Annotated in this window: 28 protein-coding genes and 1 pseudogene; 19 read left to right on the top strand and 10 right to left on the bottom strand. The window is 59.0% G+C overall.

All coding sequences use genetic code 11. The features are described 5' to 3' along the window. Nucleotides 1-714, bottom strand: a 714-nt coding sequence (locus tag H8B02_RS09505) for a Crp/Fnr family transcriptional regulator (protein ID WP_229165969.1), incomplete at its 3' end; no start/stop codon positions are given. 124 nt (nt 715-838) lie between these two features. Between H8B02_RS09505 and H8B02_RS48870 the strand changes: the two genes are divergently transcribed. From H8B02_RS48870 to H8B02_RS09485, 5 genes are all read left to right on the top strand, one after another. Continuing rightward, nucleotides 839-931 carry a DUF6894 family protein gene (locus H8B02_RS48870; RefSeq protein WP_376711629.1) on the top strand — a complete coding sequence of 31 codons (93 nt, stop codon included), beginning with the start codon at nt 839-841 and terminating at the stop codon, nt 929-931. 581 nt (nt 932-1,512) lie between these two features. Further along, complete coding sequence (locus H8B02_RS09500; RefSeq protein WP_229165968.1) at nt 1,513-1,743, top strand: hypothetical protein; 231 nt, start codon at nt 1,513-1,515, stop codon at nt 1,741-1,743. Further along, nucleotides 1,737-1,967 (top strand): hypothetical protein, encoded by a 231-nt coding sequence (locus H8B02_RS09495; RefSeq protein ID WP_229165967.1) that lies wholly within the window; start codon nt 1,737-1,739, stop codon nt 1,965-1,967. Before H8B02_RS09500 ends, H8B02_RS09495 begins: the two co-directional genes overlap by 7 nt. Before the next feature lie 250 nt (nt 1,968-2,217). Continuing rightward, nucleotides 2,218-2,880, top strand: coding sequence for an ATP dependent DNA ligase (locus tag H8B02_RS09490; RefSeq protein WP_229165966.1), 663 nt, complete (start codon nt 2,218-2,220; stop codon nt 2,878-2,880). Between the two features lie 43 nt (nt 2,881-2,923). Then, nucleotides 2,924-3,085, top strand: coding sequence for a DUF2934 domain-containing protein (locus H8B02_RS09485; protein ID WP_229165965.1), 162 nt, complete (start codon nt 2,924-2,926; stop codon nt 3,083-3,085). Nucleotides 3,086-3,570: 485 nt separating this feature from the next. On the opposite strand, the gene H8B02_RS09480 is transcribed toward H8B02_RS09485, so the two are convergent. Then, nucleotides 3,571-3,804, bottom strand: coding sequence for a hypothetical protein (locus H8B02_RS09480; protein ID WP_229165964.1), 234 nt, complete (start codon nt 3,802-3,804; stop codon nt 3,571-3,573). A 23-nt stretch (nt 3,805-3,827) separates the two neighbouring features. On the opposite strand from H8B02_RS09480, the gene H8B02_RS09475 reads away from it, so the two are divergent. The 7 genes from H8B02_RS09475 to H8B02_RS09445 all read left to right on the top strand — a co-directional run bounded on the left by H8B02_RS09475 (nt 3,828) and on the right by H8B02_RS09445 (nt 8,169). Next, entirely contained in the window at nt 3,828-4,277 is a 450-nt protein-coding gene (locus H8B02_RS09475; RefSeq protein WP_229165963.1) for an Hsp20 family protein, read from the top strand. Nucleotides 4,278-4,356: 79 nt separating this feature from the next. After that, complete coding sequence (locus tag H8B02_RS09470; protein WP_229165962.1) at nt 4,357-4,854, top strand: Hsp20/alpha crystallin family protein; 498 nt, start codon at nt 4,357-4,359, stop codon at nt 4,852-4,854. Nucleotides 4,855-4,948: 94 nt separating this feature from the next. Beyond that, nucleotides 4,949-5,530, top strand: a complete 582-nt coding sequence (locus H8B02_RS09465; RefSeq protein WP_229165961.1) for a hypothetical protein — start codon at nt 4,949-4,951, stop codon at nt 5,528-5,530. Nucleotides 5,531-5,542: 12 nt separating this feature from the next. Then, the gene (locus H8B02_RS09460; protein ID WP_229165960.1) at nt 5,543-5,770 is read left to right on the top strand and encodes a hypothetical protein; all 228 of its coding nucleotides are present in this window, start codon (nt 5,543-5,545) and stop codon (nt 5,768-5,770) included. A gap of 542 nt (nt 5,771-6,312) precedes the next feature. Then, entirely contained in the window at nt 6,313-6,507 is a 195-nt protein-coding gene (locus H8B02_RS09455; protein ID WP_229165959.1) for a hypothetical protein, read from the top strand. Between the two features lie 735 nt (nt 6,508-7,242). Then, a complete protein-coding gene (locus tag H8B02_RS09450) occupies nt 7,243-7,425 on the top strand; it encodes a hypothetical protein (RefSeq protein WP_229165958.1) in 183 nt (60 codons plus the stop codon). Nucleotides 7,426-7,881: 456 nt separating this feature from the next. After that, entirely contained in the window at nt 7,882-8,169 is a 288-nt protein-coding gene (locus H8B02_RS09445) for a DUF2235 domain-containing protein (RefSeq protein ID WP_229165957.1), read from the top strand. A gap of 309 nt (nt 8,170-8,478) precedes the next feature. Here H8B02_RS09445 and H8B02_RS09440 read toward each other — a convergent pair whose 3' ends face one another. Beyond that, nucleotides 8,479-8,589 carry a molybdopterin cofactor-binding domain-containing protein gene (locus tag H8B02_RS09440; RefSeq protein WP_229165956.1) on the bottom strand — a complete coding sequence of 37 codons (111 nt, stop codon included), beginning with the start codon at nt 8,587-8,589 and terminating at the stop codon, nt 8,479-8,481. A 99-nt stretch (nt 8,590-8,688) separates the two neighbouring features. Between H8B02_RS09440 and H8B02_RS09435 the strand changes: the two are divergent. The 6 genes and pseudogenes from H8B02_RS09435 to H8B02_RS09410 all read left to right on the top strand — a co-directional run bounded on the left by H8B02_RS09435 (nt 8,689) and on the right by H8B02_RS09410 (nt 14,367). Further along, nucleotides 8,689-9,158: pseudogene (locus H8B02_RS09435) on the top strand (MarR family winged helix-turn-helix transcriptional regulator). Next, the gene (locus H8B02_RS09430) at nt 9,151-10,452 is read left to right on the top strand and encodes an HlyD family secretion protein (RefSeq protein ID WP_229165955.1); all 1,302 of its coding nucleotides are present in this window, start codon (nt 9,151-9,153) and stop codon (nt 10,450-10,452) included. The pseudogene H8B02_RS09435 and the gene H8B02_RS09430 overlap by 8 nt, the downstream one beginning before the upstream one ends. Continuing rightward, on the top strand, nt 10,445-11,986 hold the full coding sequence (locus H8B02_RS09425; protein ID WP_229165954.1) for a DHA2 family efflux MFS transporter permease subunit: 1,542 nt from the start codon (nt 10,445-10,447) through the stop codon (nt 11,984-11,986). The genes H8B02_RS09430 and H8B02_RS09425 overlap by 8 nt, the downstream gene beginning before the upstream one ends. A 62-nt stretch (nt 11,987-12,048) precedes the next feature. Further along, nucleotides 12,049-12,276, top strand: coding sequence for a hypothetical protein (locus tag H8B02_RS09420; protein ID WP_229165953.1), 228 nt, complete (start codon nt 12,049-12,051; stop codon nt 12,274-12,276). Nucleotides 12,277-12,427: 151 nt separating this feature from the next. After that, a complete protein-coding gene (locus H8B02_RS09415) occupies nt 12,428-13,090 on the top strand; it encodes a cysteine hydrolase family protein (RefSeq protein WP_312000744.1) in 663 nt (220 codons plus the stop codon). 776 nt (nt 13,091-13,866) lie between these two features. Then, nucleotides 13,867-14,367 (top strand): hypothetical protein, encoded by a 501-nt coding sequence (locus H8B02_RS09410; protein ID WP_229165952.1) that lies wholly within the window; start codon nt 13,867-13,869, stop codon nt 14,365-14,367. A 171-nt stretch (nt 14,368-14,538) separates the two neighbouring features. Here the strand turns inward: H8B02_RS09410 and H8B02_RS09405 are convergent, their stop codons facing one another. From H8B02_RS09405 to H8B02_RS09390, 4 genes are all read right to left on the bottom strand, one after another. Further along, the gene (locus H8B02_RS09405; protein ID WP_229165951.1) at nt 14,539-15,519 is read right to left on the bottom strand and encodes a Bug family tripartite tricarboxylate transporter substrate binding protein; all 981 of its coding nucleotides are present in this window, start codon (nt 15,517-15,519) and stop codon (nt 14,539-14,541) included. Between the two features lie 319 nt (nt 15,520-15,838). Beyond that, on the bottom strand, nt 15,839-16,561 hold the full coding sequence (locus H8B02_RS09400) for an LrgB family protein (protein WP_229165950.1): 723 nt from the start codon (nt 16,559-16,561) through the stop codon (nt 15,839-15,841). Next, nucleotides 16,548-17,009, bottom strand: a complete 462-nt coding sequence (locus tag H8B02_RS09395) for a CidA/LrgA family protein (RefSeq protein WP_229165949.1) — start codon at nt 17,007-17,009, stop codon at nt 16,548-16,550. The genes H8B02_RS09400 and H8B02_RS09395 overlap by 14 nt, the downstream gene beginning before the upstream one ends. A gap of 270 nt (nt 17,010-17,279) precedes the next feature. Continuing rightward, entirely contained in the window at nt 17,280-17,468 is a 189-nt protein-coding gene (locus H8B02_RS09390) for a hypothetical protein (protein ID WP_229165948.1), read from the bottom strand. A 189-nt stretch (nt 17,469-17,657) separates the two neighbouring features. On the opposite strand from H8B02_RS09390, the gene H8B02_RS09385 reads away from it, so the two are divergent. Further along, nucleotides 17,658-17,903 (top strand): hypothetical protein, encoded by a 246-nt coding sequence (locus H8B02_RS09385; RefSeq protein ID WP_229165947.1) that lies wholly within the window; start codon nt 17,658-17,660, stop codon nt 17,901-17,903. 163 nt (nt 17,904-18,066) lie between these two features. Here H8B02_RS09385 and H8B02_RS09380 read toward each other — a convergent pair whose 3' ends face one another. From H8B02_RS09380 to H8B02_RS09370, 3 genes are all read right to left on the bottom strand, one after another. After that, nucleotides 18,067-18,408, bottom strand: coding sequence for a carboxymuconolactone decarboxylase family protein (locus H8B02_RS09380; protein WP_229165946.1), 342 nt, complete (start codon nt 18,406-18,408; stop codon nt 18,067-18,069). Between the two features lie 80 nt (nt 18,409-18,488). Next, on the bottom strand, nt 18,489-19,151 hold the full coding sequence (locus H8B02_RS09375) for a hypothetical protein (RefSeq protein ID WP_229165945.1): 663 nt from the start codon (nt 19,149-19,151) through the stop codon (nt 18,489-18,491). Nucleotides 19,152-19,333: 182 nt separating this feature from the next. Beyond that, nucleotides 19,334-20,809: a flavin-containing monooxygenase gene (locus H8B02_RS09370; RefSeq protein WP_229165944.1), complete on the bottom strand. Its 1,476-nt coding sequence runs from the start codon at nt 20,807-20,809 to the stop codon at nt 19,334-19,336. Nucleotides 20,810-20,870: the final 61 nt, after the last annotated feature.

Here is a 20,870-nt window from a genome sequence, read left to right as displayed (position 1 = left end):
GGCCGCGTCAGTATCGTCTTCAAGGCTGTCAAATCCGCCGAGTTCGACGATCTTTTCGATATCTTTGAGCGTGACGACTCTGCGCTTCAGATCGAGAATGCCTTCGGTTCGGAACGCCTGGAGGACCCGATTGACATGGACGACGCTTAGCCCGAGTGCATCAGCCAGCTTCGATTGAGTAATCGGAAAGTCAAACTGCTCGTTGACGACCAGTCCCATCGCCGCCAACCGCTGCCGCAATTCCCCGATCAAATAGGCCATGCGGCCAGAGGCCGAGCGCGTTCCGAGATTGACAATCCATTGGCGGAATAGCACGGCGTCAACGAGCGTCTCGCGCCAGAGTGCTCGTGCCAAGGCCGGCCGAGATTCAAGGATCCGTTCGAGCGCATCATGGTTTATGAAGCCAAGTCGTGCTTCCGAGAGCGTAGTCAGGTCGTGATCCATCCGCTGCAGCGGCAAGCCTTGGAGATCGGGTATGTCGCCAGCGATGTGAAATGACAGGATCTGCCGCCTGCCGTTTTCCGCTACTTTGGACCGGTAAGCGAAGCCGCTCAGGATCACGCAGCATTGTATGCTGAGGTCACCTTCGCGAACGATGGCCGAATCTTCAGGCAAAATCTTCACCGGGCTAACGATGGACCGCAAAGCTGCAACGTCTGCGTCGGGCAACTCAGAATGGAGCCGCAACTTGCGGATCATCATCTCGATGGGCATCTGAGGGTTCCTTCAGGGCCTTCGGACGGGAAGCCGTCCGGTTCGGCCATGACCATACGATTGGAACGAGGGTGTACGGAATCAATTATTCCGCAAGCTTCAGCGCAATGACCAGTGACCCAGAATGCCTCGGTATTTCTTTCATATTCACCATGGGGAACGTTATGCCGACGAAACCGGCGTGGACCTTCCGGGTAAGGAAGCCGCCTGGAAGTAGGCAACCTTCACTGCTGGACAGCTCCTTCAAGACCTGGATGGCGCCCTGACCGGCCATGAATGGCGAATGGAAGTGGCCGATGAGGGGGCAAATCCCGTTTGCGTCCTCCATCTGTTAGCCGAGCGACACTGACGGCTTAGCGGGATCTCCCTGCAGGGCAGGGATTGCCGTGCGGCGTGATGGCTAACAGAGGGACGATGTTATCGAAGGCCAATGCGGGCCACGGCGGCTTCGGCGATTTGCTTAGGATCACTGGGGCTGGTCCCGGCGACCTCTATAACCTTGCGCGCCACCAGTTCGCAAAGTGGGTCGTCACGATCAACTACCCCCTCAATCCCAGGGCACGACTGAACGCCTTGGTTAGAATCTCAACTTTCTCCGGCGGGTATTTGCCCGCTTCCAGTAAGCGATTGATTGGCATTATCCGCACCCCGCCCAGGCCAGAGTTCCTTCGTAGCATTGAATCGATTTCGACAGCGAGTTGTTTGGAGGCGTAGCTGCTCCGACGAGAAGGTTGGACGGCTTGACTCGTCGTTCTCTTTTCGTTCTTATGGCGCTTCATCACCATTTCAGAGCGAACCATGCCCACACTCGAATTCCTCCGCTCGGAGATCGAGCGCATGCGCGTGCAGGTCAGCCGCAAGCGCAAGGAAGTCCTTCAGCTCCAGAGAGCTGGCATTCCCACCGGTTCTGCCGAGACGTTGCTCCAACGCATGCTCGACAAGGTTGATGCCCTCTGCGCCGACCGCGACCGGATGAAGGCTCAGTTGCCAAAGCCGAAAGGGCGGGTGCTGGGAGGCCGGAAATGGTGAGCGAGCGCCCGCAGTGGTTTGATGATTGGGAAAATCCACCACCCTTCATCAAGGCTCTGAACGAAGTCAGGCATTTCTCTTCCCGAGAAGGCTGGTGCTATCACCATGTTCAAGCCATTCAGGTCGCGATAGACCAGTATGCAGAGGCCGCCCTCGGTAATCGCGAGTTCTTTTTGAACCGACCCTACAGCATCGGTCCCAGCAGGAACGGCGCTGTCTCGTAAGGAACAGGACTGCCCTGCCCAATCACGCCCCACAAATTAAAAGGGGCCGTGTGCGAACGGCCCCTACCGGAAATCTCTGAAAAATCGATCTTAATGAAACTAGCCCCGGCACCCGCGATATTAGAGTCATGTGCCCCCAAAACAGACGATCGCGGTAACGCCAAAGCGTTCACTCGTAACGGGCTGAACTGGATCAAAAGGTTCTCCGTCATTGCCGGCGCGTTCGACATTCCGGGGCAGGCAATCATCGATGGCGAGGTTGGTCGTCCATGACGGGCGGACCAACTTCTCCGAGCTGCAGGCAGAACTCGCCAGGGGCGATCAGAACCGTCTGCTGTACTATGCCTTTGATCTCCTGTGGCTCGATGGGCAAGACCTTCGCAAGCGGCCCCAGATTGAACGCAAGGTGACACTGCAGGGCCTGTTCGATTCCTACCGGCTTGAGCCGCCCGTGCTTTTCAGTGAGCACCTGCTTGGCGATGGTCAGCAGCTGTTTGAGCACGCACGCACGCTCAAGTACGAGGGCATCATCTCGAAACATGCGGATGCGCCTTACCGCTCGGAAAGAACGGAAGCTTGGCTGAAAGTGAAGACGGTCCAACGCGAGAAGTTTCCAGTCGTCGGTTTCATAAAGGACCCGACAGGCGTGGCCGCGCTCTACCTCGGCAAGCAGCTGGGCAAGGAGCTGGTCTACATGGGCAAAGTCGGCACCGGTTGGTCGCGAATAATATCCAGTCAAATCCGCAAGCAGCTCGATACAGTCGTGAGCCCGAAGTCGAAGCTCACCAAGCCGATCAGGAAGCCGAAGGCTACATGGGTTGAACCATCGTTCGTCGCCGACATCGAGTACCGCGACATCACGTCAGAAGGGCTGCTGCGGGCGAGTTCATTCAAGGGCCTGTCCAGGAAGTAGGAACGCATGAAGTTCCTATCCGTTGAAGGTTTGGAGAAATCCAATGAACAGACGGATTGACGAAGCAGTAGCGGCGCGTGCCTATCAGCTCTGGGAGCAGGCCGGCAAACCGGAAGGGCGGGACGAGGAATTTTGGCGTCTTGCCGAGCAGGAATTGCGGAACGAGGATAAAGGCTCACCCTTGCGTACGCCTGACACGCTGTGACCAACCCGAATTGTCCCATCTGCCAGGGACTCGGCTGGGTGTGCGAGAACCATCCGCACCTTGCCTGGACAGATGATCCCACCGGCTGCATGTGCGGCGCCGGCATGCGTTGCGAATGCAACAGCTCGGCCGATATCGACGCAGGAATTGAGGAGCCGGATGTGAGCGGGGTGCTCAACGAGACCCCGCCCATCAACCGTTAGCGTCGGGCCCCGCTTGGTCGTATTCTTTCGCCGATTGGGCGAACGGTTGACAGGCCTCAGTGAGATAGCCTCGCGCTGCGCCTTGATGGCGATCGAGCCGAGCGGGCGTTCCATCTTCAGGCCTGATAGCCCCGTGGGCGTCTTCGCCTTCGCCAATGAGGAAAGCCGCTGCACTTCCTTGTCTGTCCACGCCTGGCGCGAACGACGATTGCAGCAGCAGCTCGACGAATTGAAGCGGCTTAGTGAACTCGCTCGCGTCCCGACGAATCCGAAATCGTCAACTCACAAGAGGAACTTGGGGCAAAACTGCACGAACTCGGTTCTGGTGCGGGTCGAAATAGCCGAGCTAAGCCATGCCAAAAAATTTTGCGGGCGCCCCTTGAAACTGATTGCCGCTTTTCTAATTTGATTTTTGCCGCTTACGGGCGGTGCCGGGCGCCAGGTCGGGCTCGGCAGAGCGAACAGGGCGCCGGACAGGTGTCTTGCACCGGATGTCTTGCGCTCCTTCGTATCCATCTTGCTCTCAGGAGGATTTGGCTATGAGGACGTACGATTTCACTCCCCTGTGGCGTTCGAGCATTGGATTCGACCGCCTCTTCGATCTTCTGGACGAGACCCAACATCGGTCCGAAGACACTTACCCGCCCTATAACATCGAGCGGCTCGGAGGCGACCGTTACCAGATCTCGGTGGCGCTAGCTGGCTTTCGTCAGGATGAGATTTTTGTGACGGCCGAGCAGAACGTCCTGACCGTGGAAGGTCGCAAGGGCGACAAGGACCAGCACGAATACCTCTATCAGGGTATCTCGGGGCGTCCGTTCAAGCGACAGTTCAACCTTGCCGACTACGTGCAAGTCAAGTCGGCGATGGTCGACAACGGTCTGCTACGGATCGAGCTCGTGCGCGAAATCCCCGAGGCCATGAAGCCTCGGCGAATCGCCATCGGAAGTGGCGCTCCTGCCGGACAAATCACGCAGAAGGCGGCCTGAGCCCGCTTCATATTGGGTCAAGTCACGCACGGACGATAGCCGTCCGTGCCCTGACCAGCTGCATGTCAAGGAGGATATCATGGGTATTCGGGATCTTGTTCCCTGGACGAAAGGTCAAGAACTCTCAACCGGACGTGAGGCGTTCGATCCGTTTCTCACGCTTCACCGCGAGATGAATCGCCTGTTCGATGACGCCTTCCGCGGCTTCGGGTCACTCGGTCGCGTCAACACTCCGTTGATGGAGGGCCAGTTTAGCTGGCCACGCCTGGAACTGAATGAGACCGATAAGGAGGTTACGGTTTCCGCCGAACTCCCAGGCCTCAGCGAAAAGGATGTCCAGGTTGAGATCACCAATGGCGTTCTTTCGATCCGGGGTGAGAGGAAAGCCGAACGTAGCGACGATTCAAAGTTCGTCAGCGAGCGGTACTACGGCGCTTTCGAGCGCCAGATTGCGCTAGATGGCGTCGAGGAAGACAAGGCGAAGGCCGACTTCAAGAACGGCGTCCTCACCGTGACGCTGCCGAGGTCTGAGCAGTCAAGGACGAACGTCAAGCGCATCGCGATCAACAACAACTGAAGCCAGAAGTCGGTGGCGCATAACCGTCGCCGACTCCATCCCGGCCTCCATCAACCCCGTCTCTGGACGAAAGGAGAAAGCAGGAGACACCGCCATGAGCCAGGTCAATCATAACGTGAACATCAATGAGCCGCTTTTTCATTCAGTATCCCACTACAATTCACCGGGCGACGTATTGAATGACGCCCGGCTCTCGACAGACGAGAAGCGTGTCATCCTCTCGTCCTGGGCGTCGGATATGTACGTCGTCGAATCCCAACCGGCTCTTCGGGAGGTACCCGGCATTCCGCATCGGTTGCGCCTTGCCGACATCCTGGCGGCGCTGAAACGTCTGGACGATGAGAGTGATCCGCCGCCGCGCGGCGGTATGGCCATGCGGACGCCTCGTTTCAGCAAGCCTGTATGTGCCGTTTCCGATTCCGAACGGAATGCTGCGTCGAGGCGACGCCGGCCGTTGAGGGTATCTCGCGCGGATGCTCGGTGGACCCGTGAAGCAAATGTACGGCGATACCGAAGGCTGTTAGACACTCAACTGACGGAGGCCGAACGTAGCTTCATCAAGCGGCGTCTTGTCGAGGAATTGAAGGGGTTGATCGCCTCCAAGAGCGAGCGTCGTAAGCCCGGAGATGACAGCGGACGATCGGCAAGATGGCGCGACTGCGAAACTGTCCGATGAAAGGCGAGAGAGATGGCGGCAGATCCATTAGCCCAGGCAAAGATAGGCACGGAGGCCCTTGCGCTGTGTATCGCAGGGGTCCTGTGCGAACGCGATCCATCGCTCTTGTCTGGATTCCAGGAGAGCGCGACGGCGCTTCATCGGATCCTCGATGATCGTGGAGATCATGAGGCGGCAGCAATGGTCGGCGCATTTGGCCGCGCGCTGATTGATCCGGCATTCAAGCGTCTTTCAAACTAGCCAGCCGACCGATCATTTGCGGCCGACCGTCATCGTAGGTAGGATTGAACTGGTAAAGACAATTCCAAACCAAAGAGGTCCAACGGCGTGCAAGGTAGGCGCTCACGAGACTCGAACAACAACCTGGATTGTTGGAGGGACATAGGATTCGTGATTTGGTCTCCATTCCACTCATCCGCGTGGCCTCGTGAGGTCCACTGAAGGACAAGGCCTAGATGAATTGAGGGAGGCATACTCTGACGTGCAGCCAGTATAGTGTACATCCGTTCTTGTCGCGTTCTGAGTACCGCGATAGCTCTCCATCCGGGCGCTTCATGCTCGCCACCAACAGGCGACGATCTCGTCTAGCTCCCGGTCATACTGCTCCAATTGATGGGAGATCGTTGGCGGTCAGCATAGAGACAATATCCAAACAGGAGTGCTGGATCCGATTGAACCGAAACCTCTCCCCGATGTTCACAGGAGGTCGCTAAAGAGCCAGTTGCATTTCTGCGCGCCGCGCTGTGCTCTGAATGGATACTTTCAGCCTTTTGGGAGACTGCATGGTCGAGGTGTATTTCAACGTCAGGCGTGATCTGCTCGTTGTGAGAAAAGGAGTACCGATGCCGGCCGTTAGCGCCCAAGGGAAATGGCGCAAGACTAAGAAGAGGATCGTCAGGATCAGCGAGGAGATCAGACAGGCGGTTCACAGCCAAGGCTACTACATGCGTAAGCTGAGCGATCTCAAGAAGAACTAGTAGCGATCGGCGTGCAAAAGCACGGCCGCCAATGAAGACGGCCGGGCGAATGCAAATATGAACTCGATGAACACCGCGAATATGCTGCGGTGCGGAAAACTTCTATCCGGGACGCATACGGGTGGCGGTGCCGACGCGCTTGAGGGGGGCGATTGCTAACCGCCGCCCGACCGAGGCGAGAACGCATCCACGGACGCGGCTATTCGGGTCGCCAATTCAGTGGCGGTCGGCGTGGACTGCTTTTCGAGCGGCGAGCCGACGGAATGGACCGCCGCCAATCCAGCACCAGCGGTACAAACAGCTATCGCAATTGCAGCGAGATATTCGATCCTCATGGCGTCGATCCCTCGTATCGGCCCCATCAGTTAACAGGACACTTTCAGAATTGGTTCCCGACGGCGGGCGATTTCCCTTTGCGTGGTCGATGGACTTCGGCTTTATGCTTCGTAGGCTCCTCATTCCGTTCGCGATCAGAATTGGGAACGAAGACGCCTCGCCAGGACTTTATAAGCCGTGAGACCGCCGCTCGCTGGTGAACAATCCGGCGCATGTCGCGGATAGCCAAAGGTCGTTACCAACGACCCGCTGTTGTCAAAACCAGCGCTCGCGCATGATAGCCAAAAGCGGCGGTCTCCCGTTAAATCGCCAGCCGCGCCCCCATCAGTTGCGGGGGGGGGGGGGGAGCGCACTCTCGGCCTGCCGGTGGTGGTGTTCATTCCGACCGGAGGCTGTGTCATGCGCAATCGCATCGACATCGACCACGTTCACAGCCGGGCCATTGTCCGGGAGATCGGCGAGACGCTACGAGCTTCGCTGAAGCCAGAGTCGGAACTCTCGCCCAGGCTCAATAAGCAAATCGGCCGGCTCCGCGAATTGGAAGAGCAGTCGCCCTCAATCATTCATCATTCCACCGGCTGAGCGCTCAGATAAGCCTCGCCGTTGAGCCGGGAGAAGTCCTCGCATCGGCTGCGCCGTGCCATCGCGCGCCGTTCCTTTCAGAACAACCCGACCACGATGAAAAAGGCAACCTCAGTCAGGAAAGTGACGCTCATAATCGCGACTATGATGAAGGCGTTGCCCGCTGACAGTGGGATCATGACATGCCTCGCATCTTGCGAAGCCCCAAAGCCCCAAGCGTTAATTCGCCGAGGATCGGAATGTTTCGGTTCCCGACCGCGGGAGCGAACGCCGCGATCGGCGCTAACGCGCCTGTTCCACTCGGGGGGCGCAGTTCAAATCGAACAATGCTTGATCTGTCTCAGCATCGAGGCACCAGCCGAGACGGCCTCACCATGCTGATACTAAAAGGGCGACGGACGCGATCAGAGTTGCGGTGCTGAGGGCCACCACGACGAGGGCTCGTTCACTCTGCGCTTGCAGGTTTTTGTCGTCCATTTTCGCCAATGCCGGCTCGCGCATCTCGTTCCTAATTTGGAAAAGGCAGTCCTTCCAGAGCGCGCGCGGGAAAACATCGACTCCCCGCCTCACCGGACTTCCAGTTCCACAGCGCGTAGCCTGGCTGGATTGATTGCCATACAGGGCATTCTGAAAGCAGGCTCGCCGATCGGCGTGGCGGAATTGTTCGATCGCTACAAAAAGGGAAACGAGGAAAGCATCTGGAAGCTGAGAGAAGTGCAGGCATCCGAGACACCAGCAAGTTGACGGAGCAGGAAAGGTGGCCGCTCAAATACTCCCAGCCGGCGGACGTGGTCTTGCCGGAGCTACGTGCGATCAGTGTCCGCTTGCGGCGGTTTAGCGGACTTCGGTAGTTAGCCCGACAACTTCCGAGTCTGACCCAACTCCGACATCACGCGGCTCCTGCACTCCTGCTAGACGCGTGCCCTCACAAAACCGCTCCCGCGGCCCAGCAAGCCAATTCGGATTGTCGGTCTCCTCGCCATTATACGTAAAGGGCGACGGGGCTCGCAATTACCATAGCGCAGTCAGGCATACTGAGGATCGCCAGGGACATTAGTTGCTGAAGGTGGTCGTCAGCAGGTTCCCGGTCTCGTCGTATTTCAAATTCTCGAGCAGCGCCGCCCCGACGCCATGAGCCGCGGCTCCGATGACGCCCTCCTTCACGATAGCGTGTTTGCAGGGTCGTGTGCTTGTCTTTTTCATAAGCAAGCTTATCATTTTCATAAGCAAGCTTATTATGAGCTTACGCAGGAGTTTTGAAGCTTGGAAGTCGAATCCCCCACCCTTGGTTTTCTGCTGCACGAAGTCGCGCGGCTGCTCAGGAAGAGGTTTGAGCAGATTTCCCGGGAACCGGGTTGACGAGATCGCAATGGCAGGCGCTGGCCTATCTGGCCCAGAACGAAGGAATCCACCAAAGCGGATTGGCGGACCTCCTGGACGCCGAGCCGATCACGCTTTCGCGCATCCTGGACAAGCTGGAGGCCTGCGGACTGATCGAACGACATCCGTATCCGTCCGATCGGCGGATCCGGATCCTCCGGCTTGCGCCGGCTGGCCGGCAAAAGCTGATGCAGGCGCGCAAGCTCGGCGAGATAGCCCGCAAAGAGGCATTGACCGGTCTATCCGAGGCGGAGGGCTTGTGCCTGCTGGAAACGCTGAAAGTCTTGAAATTCAACCTCACCGAAGCGTGCGGCTCTTCGGCGGAAAGGCAGAAACGAGCAAGTCATGGGTAGCACTGGCGAAGTAAATCCCAAACGGCATGGTGCCGACGGTGAAGAGGCTGTCGTCCAAGGTGGTTCACAAGGCGCTGAGGAAAGGGTCTATCGTTTGACGCGCCATCCGCCGGAAAGAAGGGACGCTCCAGAGACAGATGCAGCCGCCAAGCCGGAAGCGAAAGAACGGCCGGACCCTCGCAAGCCGTCTGGCGCCCCGCATCGCCTCCCCACGCCGGCCGCTCCGGGAGTATCGAAAAAATCCCGAAAGCGGATTCTGATGTTTGCGTTGTTGCCGGTGGCGCTGATCGTCGGCGGCTATTTCTATGTGACGGGCGGCGCTGTCATGTCGACTGATAACGCCTACGTCCAGGCCGACATGGTCGGATTATCTACCGACGTTTCCGGTATCGTCACGGACGTGCTCGTTCACGACAACCAAAAGGTTGCAAAGGGCGACGTGTTGTTCAAGCTTGACGACCTGCCCTTCCGGCTGGCGCTGGATCGCGCCGAAGCCCAGATTGGAAACACCCGGAATGATCTTGTCGCGCTGCAGGCCAGCTATCGCAACATGCAGAGCCAGGTCGAGCAGGCCAGGACCGACGTCGATTTCAACAACGTCAATTTCAAGCGCCAGCAGCAGTTGATCACCAACGACTTCACCCCGCGAGCGACGTTTGACGCGGCCCGCAACACGCTGCAAGCATCGCAGCAAAAGCTGGCCTCGCTGGAAGCGCAGCTTGCCGGAATCGCTGCAAACCTAAACGGCAATCCGGATGCGCCTATTGAAGATCATCCGCGCTACAAGGATGCGCTGGCCGCACGCAGCGAGGCGGCGCGCCAACTCTCCCATACCGTGGTCAAAGCACCCTTCGCCGGGATCGTGACCAACGTGCCGTCGTTGCAGCCCGGCCAATACCTCGCCGCTTCGGCGACGGCCTTCAATATCGTGTCAACCGATCATGTCTGGGTTCAGGCCAGCCCAAAGGAAACGGAACTGACTTATGTCAAACCCGGACAGAAGGTCACGGTCGACGTCGATAGCTACCCCGGTGAGCGATGGGTCGGCACGGTCGAAAGCATAAGCCCGGCGTCGGCATCGAGCTTTTCGTTGCTGCCAGCGGAAAATACCAGCGGCAATTGGGTCAAGGTGGTGCAGCGGATTCCGATGCGCATCCGGGTCAACAATGCGCCGGGCAAGCCGCCGTTGCGCGTCGGTATGAGCGTGGAATTGAATGTCGACACCGGACACGAGCGCGGACTGCCGAATTTCATCACCGATCTTTTCGGATCCTCGGAAAGCCAAAATGGCTGAGTCCACTGCGGCCGAGACCCGGCCGATCAACCGGCCCGCCATCACGGCGTGCGTGATCCTCGCCGTGATCATGCAGGCGCTGGATACCACGATCGCCAACGTGGCCCTCCCATACATGCAGGGAAGTGTCTCGGCCAGCGCGGATCAGATCAACTGGGTGCTCACATCCTACATCGTGGCCGCGGCGATCATGACTCCTCCCTCCGGGTTTCTCGTCAACAAGTTTGGCCGCCGGCGGGTACTGATGGCGGGGGTCGTCGGCTTTGTTATCGCGTCCGTGCTGTGCGGTATCGCGCAGTCGCTGGTCCAGATCGTGGCGTTCCGTCTGCTCCAAGGCTTTTTCGGAGCGGCGCTGGTACCAGTGTCGCAATCGATCCTGCTCGACATCTACACGCCCGAAGAACGGGGGTCGGCGATGGCGCTGTTCGGCGTGTCCGTGACGGTCGGGCCGGTGCTCGGCCCAGTGATCGGCGGCTGGCTGACGGACCATTACACCTGGCGTTGGGTTTTTTATATCAACGTGCCGCTGGGCGCCCTCGCTTTTGCCGGCATCTCGTTCTTCCTGCGGGAAACCAAAACCCGCGCAACCGCCAAGCTCGATTGGCTGGGATTTGGCAGCTTGAGTATCGCCATCGCCGCCATGCAGGTCTTCCTGGATCGGGGCGCGCAGCTCGACTGGTTTTCCTCCTTCGAGATCCTGGTCGAGGCCGTTGTCGCGGTATCGGCGTTTTACATCTTTCTTGTTCACACCTTCACGGCCAGGAACTCCTTTGTGAATCCGAGGCTGTTTCTCGACCGCAACTTCACGGTGGGAATGCTGTTCATTTTCATCGTCGGCATAACCTATCTGGCTTCGCTGGCATTGATGACGCCCTATCTGCAAACGCTGATGGGATACCCCGTCGTGACGACCGGACTCGTCATGGGTCCGCGTGGTTTGGGGACCATGGTCTGCATGTTCGCGGTCGGCAAGCTGATCGGCCGCATCGATACCAGGGTGCTCCTCATGATCGGGCTGCTGCTGACGGCGTGGGCCATGTATGACATGACCGGCTGGAATCCGAACGTCTCGCAATGGACGATCGCGGTGACCGGCTTCATCCAGGGGGCGGGACTTGGATTTCTGTTTGTCCCGCTTACCACTGTGACCTTTGCCACGCTTGCCCCGGAGCAGCGGGCCGACGCAACCGGTCTGTACAACCTCTCACGTAACGTCGGCTCCAGCGTCGGAATCTCCGTCGTATCGTATCTCTTGACCAGGAATGACCAAATCAACCACGCCATCATCGGAAGCCATGTCACGGCCGTTAATCCCGGATTCAGGAACAGCGTCATCGCGCACGCGTGGAGTCCATGGACCGCCTCGGGACGGGCCGCGCTCGATCAGGTGATCCAGAACCAGGCTTCCATCATCAGCTATATCGACGATTTCAAACTGATGATGATCCTCTCTCTGTGCGCCATCCCCCTCGTGCTCTTGCTGCGGCGTGCCGCGTCGGAGGCAAGTCGCAACCACGCGATGGTCATGGAATGATCCCAGCATTTCGGCTCTCCACGACCCTGGACCAGGCGACTGCAAAAAGAAAGGAAACGCAAATGAACAAACCTCTCCTAGCCCTCGCGTTGCTCGCGAGCCTACCGACCGAAACCTTTGCCCAGCACGCCGGCACCGAGCAGGACGAGAAGGCTTGCATCCGCGATGTTCAGCGGTACTGCCACAACTTCGTGGACCAAGGCGATTTTGTTATTCTTGCCTGCCTGAAGAAAAATCGTACCAGGCTGCACCCGGCCTGCCGAGACGTGCTGATCAGACACGGCCAGTAGCGACGCGCATGAAACCGTAACTCATGGTGCTCAGTGGCGATAGCCTTAGCGCTGGGGATACTGACACGTCCTTGCGGCGCGGCACGATTGGTTGCGTCGCGGGATTCAAACCAAGCCTGCGCCGCGGGAATAGGCGCAGCTTGCGGTTTCAATGAGCCTGCTCATCGCCTTGTCGACCGAAGACAGGGCAGGTCGCGGCCGGCATACGCCTCAGTTGGATGGAAAACAGGACATGACGATAGGTACGCTTGACGCGAAGACCGCCCTGCTGGTCGTCGACTTGCAGAAGGGCACTGTCGGCCTCCCGACGGCGCATCCGATGGGCCGTGTCGTGAACAATGCCGTCGCATTGACGGAGGCCTTTCGCAAACGCACGCTGCCGGTCGTCCTCATCAACGCCGACGGCGGCGCGCCCGGCCGCACCGAGCAATCATTCTTTCTCCATGACCTGCCCACCAACTGGACTGATCTCATCCCTGAGCTCAACCGGCGACGCAGCGACCATATCATTACAAAGCGCACCTGGGGCGCCTTCACCAACACCGGCCTCGAGAAATATCTCCGGCAGTGCGGCGTCACGCAAGTCGTCATCACCGGTGTTGTCACCAGCGCCGGTGTCGAGTCGACGGCGCGCCAAGCTCACGAAATCGGATTCAATGTCGCTCTCGCCGTCGATGCCATGACCGATCTAAATGCGGACGCTCACGACAACAGCATCATGCGGATCTTTCCGAGGCTGGGCGAGACTGGCACGACGCAACAACTCATCGAGCTGCTCGCAGCGACATCCCGCGGCGAGAAAGGGATCACCTGAACATGGAACGGATGCATTATCTGGCTTACGGCGGCGGCGCAGTGCTCACCAACGCCACTCCGCATGATAGGATTCCATCTGACGTTTGCATCGACGAAAATTCTCTTCATCGCGGAAGGCGCCGTGCCTCGCGGCACAATAGAGCGCTAGGAAGGTGCGGAGTAGTAGGCAAACGCTGAAGTTGTCCACTTGCGAGCGTGATCGCAGACAGAACGGTCAACGCACGCATCGGCTCGCGACCCTGCCCACTATCCCTGCGCAACGTCTACGACGTGCCGGTCGTTTCCGACTGTGATTACGATCGTATACGATTTCTGACCGCCCTCTTGATTTGTGGGTGACGCAAGATGCAGTTGGCCGCCGTACTATTCGCCCGGTCGGGCGACAACACGTGTCACCGTTATTTCATCATCAGCATCGAGATGACTCCCGTCCGCCATTCCGCCTGCCGACGCAGAGAAGGGATTCACAATCGTGGGAGCTTCGGCTTTTTCCACGTGTTCCGCCGCCGCTGTGTACAAGCCCGGCAGGTTGCCGGGGCGTTCGCTGCGGCACGCAAATCGATCGAGGTCTCCTTATGGCCCATCCCGACGAAATACAGCGTTCGTCGGCTTGTCGGCTGTCGAGGGCAATCCGGACCCATTTGAGCAACGGCAAAACCGACGCAAATAACCCGAAGCGAACGTCAACCAATACTCTTTACGGTGGCGAAAGCACTCTCCACTATTACCTCTGGTTGCTCGTTTCCTTATCCCGTTAGAGCCCTCTCAACGACCATGGCTGATCGAAAGAAGTGTCTTCTGGATGCAATCGAGAAAATGAGCGTCCAGTATCCCGTCTACTTCGATGAAGAGTTTCTGGGCCAGTTGCTATCAAGTACCGTGCCCGAACGGGTACTGCTTGGCGCTCTCGTCGAGATGGTCGATCGTTGTTTCGATCGATATGAAAATGGCCCTGTTCGGGACGACGATGGAGTGGACACGCTTGCGCAATCGGCTGGTGAAGAGGCAGTTCTCGCTCTCGCGGCGTTTGGCTTGATGGATCGCCTCAGTGCCCGTCTTGGGCGCTGGACGCCTGAAGGGAAAAGGTTTCGCGCCGAAGGCTTGCAAGAGTGGAGGGATTGGAAGGATCAAATCGAGGCCAATGCCCAAGCACAACGGCGTGAAGTTGAAGGCAGAGCGCGTGCAGATAATGTCCGATGGGCTAAACGCGCACTGATTGCTTTATGCGTCGCCGCAGGCCTTTTTGTTGTCGGATGGATTGCAGCCAAATTCTAAGACGCTACTCGAAGCCCCCAAAGTCGGCTTGTGGCGCATCCCGACGAAATACAGCGTTCGTCGGCTTGTCGGCTGTCGAGGGCAATCCGGGCCCATTTGAGCAACGGCAAAACCGACGCAAATGACCCATAACTACCAACCCGCGTGCGCGCAGATGCGCAGCAGCCAACATCAGTCCACCTGCAAACCGGCAGCCTTGATCGGACCCTCCCAGCGGGCGATCTCTTCAACCACATATTTGGCAAGGTATTCGGGCCCGCGCCGCTCAGGTGCAACGCCGACCACGCCGATGGCGCTAAATCGGGACTTGATCGCAGGCGTGTCCATTACGGCGTGAGTTGCCTCGTTCAGCGTGGCTACAATGTCCTGCGCCGCGCCTTTCGGCAGGAAGAAAGCTGTCCATGTAACGACGTCGCAGTCGCCGATACCCTGCTCCTGCGCCGTCGCAAGTTCTGGCATCAGCGGCGTTCGCTCGCGCGACAACAGCGCGAGGGGCTTCGATTGCTTTGCGGCGGCACGCGCCACAAAGGCACCCATGTTGCTGCACATATAGTCAATGTGGCCGCCGATCAGGTCGTTCGCGGCCGGTCCGCCACCCCGATAAGGAACGTGGGTCACGTCGATGCCGATCCTTGCATTGAGCAGCGCGCAAGCAAGATGCGTAGTCGATCCAACACCTGCAGAGCCATATTGCATCTTCGAGCCGTTCTGCTTGAGCAGCGCGATAAACTCCGCAAGGTTGTTGGCCGGCAGATCTTTGCGGCCTTCGAGCACCATCGGCTGGTCAGAGAAGAGCGTGACAGGGGTGAAGTCGCTCACCGCATCATAGCGCCGCTTTCGGTATATCGATTGATTGTAGGCGTGGCTGCCAACAGTCCCGAGCAGCACCGTATAGCCGTCAGGCCTGGCATTGATCACGCGTTGGGCACCGATTATGCCCCCGGGGCCGGCCACGTTCTCCACGATCACTGGCTGGCCGAGCAGTTCGCCCATGCGTGCTCCGATGATCCGGGCTATCGTGTCGAATACGCCCCCGGCTGCGTAGGGCACCACGATGGTGATGGGCCGCGCCGGATAAGGTTGCGCTACTGCCGCAACCGACCAGATCGCCGCTCCGGCACCCGCCAGCAACACAAAACGGCGCCCTATCATGCAACTCTCCAATCCTGGAAAGCTCCGAGCGTTGGAAAACTAACGTGTTTTGTGCCGCGTGTCGAATAACCATGTGCATTTACTGCAGTGCATGAGTCCGTTGTTGGCCCTTTTCGACCGCCTCCGACACTTGTCTCGACGTCGGCTGTCAGGGGCAATCCCGACGTGATCGGCACCGGGTCAAATCGGCGCTCGTGACCCACAGCAGAAGTCGCCCCTTCAGGCGGTACTTAGTATTGCAGGAGCCAGTCCCAACTCAACAACAGAAAAACGACTGCGTCGGATATATTGGCGTCTATCCCAGTCGTTAGTCGACAATTCAGAACAGCCGAAAGATCAATGGAAGAAGGATGGCCGTGAGCACGCCATTCAAGCCCATCCCGAGGCCGGAAAAGGCACCAGCGACCTCGCTGATCTGGAGTGCCCGCGCGGTTCCGATTCCGTGGGAGGCAATGCCCATGGTCAGGCCAACGACACGCGGATCGTCAACACGGGCAAGGCGCGCGACAAGGGGGCCGAGGACGGCTCCGGTAATGCCGGTCATGATCACAAGCACGATCGTCAGCGTTTGCAGGCCACCAATCTGCTCGGAAATGCCGACCGCAATTCCGGCGGTGACCGACTTGGGCGCCAAGGAGAGGATGGTTTGCGAGCTTGCCCCCATCGTCCACGCAATGCCGACTGCGCTCAGGACCCCAACAGGCAATCCGACACCCAATCCGACCGCGATCAACCGTGCGGAAGCGCGGATGACGGTCCGCTGACGAAATAGCGGTACGGCCAACAGAACGACTGCGGGCCCCAACATGAAGTTTATCGGGTCAGCGCCGCGCAAATACGTCTTGTAAGGGATATGTGTCGCTTCGAGGCCGAGCGAAATAAGGATGATCGCCAGAAGGGTCGGGTTGAGCAATGGGTGATTGCCGCCGAGCCGCGATATGCGAGTTGCTGCCAAGAACGCGAATACGGTCGCACCTGTCTCCAGGATCGGTTGGTCGGCCAGGCTGATCCAGGTCAGACTTGTCAGATCAAGCGTTGACATCGCGTTCTGCTCCCTCGACGCATTCGGATCCAGGCTCTCGACTCTTTGCAATCGTTCGACCGAGCAGGTTCACAACGACCATCGTGACAAAAAGAGTAATGGCGGTGCCGCCAATCACCGCGGCCAAAATTGGCGTTGCTTCGGTCTTGAACACATCCAGATAGGCGATCACGCCGACGCCTGCCGGTACAAACAACATGCCCAGAAACTGAAGCAGGCGATCCGCAAGGATACCCAGATCATCGGGCAACCGCCCCCGAACCGCGAGTTCGGCATAGAGCAGTATGAGGCCGGTGACAGGGGCGGGCAGTGGCCACAAGCCAGACCTAGCGGCAATTTCACCCACGGAAAGCCATAGGAGCACGCGAGCAATCTGTTCAAGCATGGCAATCGTCTCCACAATCATCTTGAGCGAAAGAGCTTTGGCGGCCCGTCCATCGCGGACCACTATGTGTCTTCACCGGCTCATGCCACCGAGCTATTTCCGTTCGACGGAATCGGAACGGAGGCTCTAGATCCTCGTTGGACGCGTTTCTTCACGCGGAGCGGCATTCACTTCGCTCGAAAACGCTTTAGTTGCGTGCGGCCATTTCCGACGACAAATGGTGCCAGTAGCGTTCGTTTCGGTTTTCAGGGGAGCCGATCAAGGTCCATATGCATACCGCCGTGATCACGGATACAACAAGGCACCACGTGGTCAGTCGCAGGCGATCATTGGTCACGGTAATGCCGTTGCAATCGCGAGCTCAGCTTGGGTGACGCTCGGCTGCCCCGCTGCCAAGTAGATCGCGGCGATCGCGATGAGCGCCAAAACCACGTATCCGACGGTGATCAAGCCGCCGTGGTTACCGATAGGCAGTAGGGATCGAATCGCAGACTGGGGAATTGCGGGAATTGCAATCTTCATGACAATCCTCCTGCAAATACTTCCATTCAATACGCCAGGCAGTATCGCGGGGCAGGCACGACGGTGCAGTGAAATGGTTCACAAGCGCGCCCGCACCAACGATATTATTCGTCCTCGGGGCACCGGACGACAGCCCAATTTTTTCGCAGCACCTGCAATGGAGATAGGCAGCCCATTCGGGAAAGTATCTTGATCAGCACCGACAGTGATCGACCGATGGCGAAATCACACAGCCACAGTACGCCCGATCTGCTCTTGGATAATTTCGAGGCTTTGGAAACTCGTCCCGGCCGGCGGGCGATTGTTTCGCCGATACCAAGCCCCGAGAAACGCATTCACGACATCGCGAACCACGGCGCCGAATTTGTTCCTGAGCCGATGTCCCCTGGTGGCCCTTCGCGACATATTGCACCGCCACGCATCTTCGCTCGCTAACGGGGCATAGCGGAAATCGATAAGCCGGCGTCTATCGCAGAGGGCGACGCTCATGACCCAAGTCGGACATTTCAACGTTGCCGACAATGTCAGAAGTGGTTCAGAGGGTTTGCGGCCGTGAATCGCGGGTCGACGAGACGCGACCGTTCTGGCCGCGAGCGTGTCAGGCTGCCGCATCAAACGCGTCGATCGTGCGGGTCGAGTACACCAAGGCCGCGCCGGCGTTGACGCTAATGCCAACCCCCAGCGCCTCGGTGATCTCACCCTTGGTGGCGCCGTGCTTCTTCGCCGCTGCGGTGTGAACGGCGATGCAGCCGTCGCAGCGCAATGTGATCGCTACCGCAAGCGCGATCAACTCGCGGACCTTGCCGTCAAGGTGTCCAGTCTTGGCCCCGGCACCGCCAAGCGCCATGTAGCCCTTTACGGTATCCGGGCTGAGCTTGCCGATCTCGCCAACGCGGGCGAGGATCTGGCTTCGATAGTCATTCCAATCAAGCATGGCCATTGTAACCTCCATAGTGTCTGCTGCTCTCTTGAACTTGTTTGTGCGACATGACGAGCGCCGACATGTCGATCGTATCAGCACTATCGGCCCTGGAAGACCGGGTCGTTCAGCACCGTTCCGAGATCTTCGAGTTCCGTCACGACACCGTCCACGAACGTTACCGCGATGAACGGTCCCTTTTCGCCGACCTTGTAGACCGCGTGCAACGACGGTTGCCCGTTGAAGACGTAGTCGACCCGGTAGTGCGGGGCGCCATAAAGCTCCTCGATGTCGTTTGTTGTCATCCCCAAGCGCGGCGCAAGTGTCGGGCTCTCAGCCTTCGGCGGTGACGGCAATTCGACGCGAAGGAGATCGCCCGGGACCTCCCGCCCGGTTCCCCGCGCGATCACGCGCCCCGCTCTTAAAAACACACTGAGATCGGCTCGGCCGTCACGCATGAATATCCATTGATCGACGTTGATGCCGAACAGATTGTAGTGACGATTTTCGGTTGGCACGCCAAGCACCTGCCGCACCGCGCTCTCGGCGAGACCAGGCCAGGCCGCCCGGCCGAAGGCCGGAAGATCAGTTTTGTCGGGGCGGAACACATCGAGCTTGACGCTCGAGATTTTCCTATCCGCCAGGACGATTTTGGTTGGAACGGCGCCGGCAAATTCGAGCTTGAGTTGCGCTCTGCCATCCATGCTAAACGCCGTCGTCCTCGTCGGTTCGCCCATGATGCGAAGCACCTCATCAACCGTCATGCCCAGATCAAGCTGGCGCGCGGCGTTGGTACGTGGTCAACCCATGGCGGTGACGTGATGTCGCTTGCATGGCTTGCTGCGATGGAAAGACCCACGGCAGCAGCGGCCACGATTGTTGCAAATGTCCTTTTCATCTTGATCTCCAATGATGCAAAAGAATTCGTCTGCGATGGCAAGACAGATCATTCCCGCGATTGCGTCGCGTCGGCGGACACGACCGCGGAATCCGCCTGTGGCGGGTTGTGCTGGGCTGTCGGGTAGACCCCGGTCGCGTACGTCGCGAAGCCGTCCAGCATCAGCGAGAGCGCGGACGACCAGATCAATGTCATCGCGCGGTCGGCCCATTTTGTCGTGACGCGCGACCTCTTTGGGGCGGATGGTGTATGCGCTTGCGCGACGTGCGCACATGCGCGCCGGTCTATGGCTCCGACGCACCGCGCGGCGATTCGATCGGCGATGTAGCGGGCGTCCTCACCGACGCCGAAGATCAGGCCCGATTTGGCGTTATGCAGCCAAGGCAGTCCGATAAAGAACAATCCAGGAAAGGCGCTCACCCCGCGCGTCTGGATCGGAAAGCCGTCGCCATCGGTCACGGGAAGCGCGACCATCGAAAAGTCGAACGCGTAGCCGGTCGCCCAGATCACGTTGGTGATGCCGGTAGCAGCAAGGTCGAGCTCCGTTAGAATTCTCTGGTCAAACCCGTCACGCAGGATCGGTAGCGTTTCTGCCGGGGCCGACATGCCGTTGCTGGCGACATAGCTGTCCACGGCCTTGCCGAACTCCACTTCGGCCCGGCCGGCCGCCGCGAGATTGTCGTGCAGGTCGCCCTTCAGCTTGATGATGCCGCCGTCGATCGCCTCTAGGCGACCGAGCAGCGTAACGCCATCGCGGGCGAATTGGTGCAGGTTGATGGTGCGGCCACCTTTGGTGCCTGAGATGTGCGGCTTGCCTGCAAATTTTGCACGCGGCGACGGCAGTTCGCTAACCGTGCGATCGTAATGTCCCATCCTGGCGAACCACCAGTTCGCGTCCTTGCCGCGATAACGCCGTGGGGTGCGGCCGGCCCGGCCGACGGCAAGATAGACCTTTCGCCCGGACTCATAGAGTTCCTCGGTGATTTGTGCGCCGGACTGCGCGCTGCCGACGACCAATACGGCGCCTGGCAGAAGCTGCTCGGGATTGCGATAGCCGTCGGAGTGAAGTTGCCGGATGCCTGCAGCTAGATCGCGGCCGAGCTCCGGAATCTTGGGCGTCTGATAAAGGCCCGTCGCCACGACGACGTTACGTGTCCTTATGTTCTCGCCGTCATCGATCGACACAACGTAGTCGCCACTGGCGGCATCGCGCGCGACGGAGACGACGCGCGCGCGACTGCGGATCGGCAGCCGTTGCGCCATATCGTCCAGATTTGCCACGATTTCCAGCCTCGGCATAAAGCCGTCCGGATCATCCGCGCCGTAGCGAACCCCCGGCAATCGCGACTGCCATCGCGGCGTGTTGAGTGCGAAGGAGTCCCAGCGGTGATTCCGCCAGGCTTCGCCTGGCTTGTCCGCCTGTTCGAGAACCACATGGTCCACGGACAGCTGTCTCAAATAGTGGCTGACAGAAAGGCCAGCCTGGCCTCCGCCGACGACGACGGTGTTCACGGTAGTCATCATTAAACTCTCCTTGTCACTACGAAGCGGCGTCCAGCCGCTCGGTTGGTTTTCTCATCGTGAC

Origin of the sequence: Bradyrhizobium altum (genome assembly GCF_020889705.1) — a bacterium.
Lineage (GTDB): Bacteria > Pseudomonadota > Alphaproteobacteria > Rhizobiales > Xanthobacteraceae > Bradyrhizobium > Bradyrhizobium altum.
The sequence above is the reverse complement of the archived record's forward strand: the minus strand, read 5'-3'. Positions and strand labels throughout refer to the sequence as shown.

What these genes read in the sequence shown, in the direction of transcription:
- H8B02_RS09380 (WP_229165946.1), bottom strand. Translation starts at nt 18,408, where the DNA reads ATGGCCATGCTTGATTGGAATGACTATCGAAGCCAGATCCTCGCCCGC.
- H8B02_RS09390 (WP_229165948.1), bottom strand. Translation starts at nt 17,468, where the DNA reads ATGAAGATTGCAATTCCCGCAATTCCCCAGTCTGCGATTCGATCCCTA.
- H8B02_RS09480 (WP_229165964.1), bottom strand. Translation starts at nt 3,804, where the DNA reads ATGGATACGAAGGAGCGCAAGACATCCGGTGCAAGACACCTGTCCGGC.
- H8B02_RS09490 (WP_229165966.1), top strand. Translation starts at nt 2,218, where the DNA reads ATGGCGAGGTTGGTCGTCCATGACGGGCGGACCAACTTCTCCGAGCTG.
- H8B02_RS09465 (WP_229165961.1), top strand. Translation starts at nt 4,949, where the DNA reads ATGAGCCAGGTCAATCATAACGTGAACATCAATGAGCCGCTTTTTCAT.
- H8B02_RS09375 (WP_229165945.1), bottom strand. Translation starts at nt 19,151, where the DNA reads ATGACGGTTGATGAGGTGCTTCGCATCATGGGCGAACCGACGAGGACG.
- H8B02_RS09430 (WP_229165955.1), top strand. Translation starts at nt 9,151, where the DNA reads ATGGGTAGCACTGGCGAAGTAAATCCCAAACGGCATGGTGCCGACGGT.
- H8B02_RS09455 (WP_229165959.1), top strand. Translation starts at nt 6,313, where the DNA reads ATGGTCGAGGTGTATTTCAACGTCAGGCGTGATCTGCTCGTTGTGAGA.
- H8B02_RS09450 (WP_229165958.1), top strand. Translation starts at nt 7,243, where the DNA reads ATGCGCAATCGCATCGACATCGACCACGTTCACAGCCGGGCCATTGTC.
- H8B02_RS09425 (WP_229165954.1), top strand. Translation starts at nt 10,445, where the DNA reads ATGGCTGAGTCCACTGCGGCCGAGACCCGGCCGATCAACCGGCCCGCC.
- H8B02_RS09410 (WP_229165952.1), top strand. Translation starts at nt 13,867, where the DNA reads ATGGCTGATCGAAAGAAGTGTCTTCTGGATGCAATCGAGAAAATGAGC.
- H8B02_RS09370 (WP_229165944.1), bottom strand. Translation starts at nt 20,809, where the DNA reads ATGATGACTACCGTGAACACCGTCGTCGTCGGCGGAGGCCAGGCTGGC.
- H8B02_RS48870 (WP_376711629.1), top strand. Translation starts at nt 839, where the DNA reads ATGCCTCGGTATTTCTTTCATATTCACCATGGGGAACGTTATGCCGAC.
- H8B02_RS09485 (WP_229165965.1), top strand. Translation starts at nt 2,924, where the DNA reads ATGAACAGACGGATTGACGAAGCAGTAGCGGCGCGTGCCTATCAGCTC.
- H8B02_RS09475 (WP_229165963.1), top strand. Translation starts at nt 3,828, where the DNA reads ATGAGGACGTACGATTTCACTCCCCTGTGGCGTTCGAGCATTGGATTC.
- H8B02_RS09415 (WP_312000744.1), top strand. Translation starts at nt 12,428, where the DNA reads ATGAGCCTGCTCATCGCCTTGTCGACCGAAGACAGGGCAGGTCGCGGC.
- H8B02_RS09420 (WP_229165953.1), top strand. Translation starts at nt 12,049, where the DNA reads ATGAACAAACCTCTCCTAGCCCTCGCGTTGCTCGCGAGCCTACCGACC.
- H8B02_RS09500 (WP_229165968.1), top strand. Translation starts at nt 1,513, where the DNA reads ATGCCCACACTCGAATTCCTCCGCTCGGAGATCGAGCGCATGCGCGTG.
- H8B02_RS09495 (WP_229165967.1), top strand. Translation starts at nt 1,737, where the DNA reads ATGGTGAGCGAGCGCCCGCAGTGGTTTGATGATTGGGAAAATCCACCA.
- H8B02_RS09460 (WP_229165960.1), top strand. Translation starts at nt 5,543, where the DNA reads ATGGCGGCAGATCCATTAGCCCAGGCAAAGATAGGCACGGAGGCCCTT.
- H8B02_RS09470 (WP_229165962.1), top strand. Translation starts at nt 4,357, where the DNA reads ATGGGTATTCGGGATCTTGTTCCCTGGACGAAAGGTCAAGAACTCTCA.
- H8B02_RS09400 (WP_229165950.1), bottom strand. Translation starts at nt 16,561, where the DNA reads ATGTCAACGCTTGATCTGACAAGTCTGACCTGGATCAGCCTGGCCGAC.
- H8B02_RS09405 (WP_229165951.1), bottom strand. Translation starts at nt 15,519, where the DNA reads ATGATAGGGCGCCGTTTTGTGTTGCTGGCGGGTGCCGGAGCGGCGATC.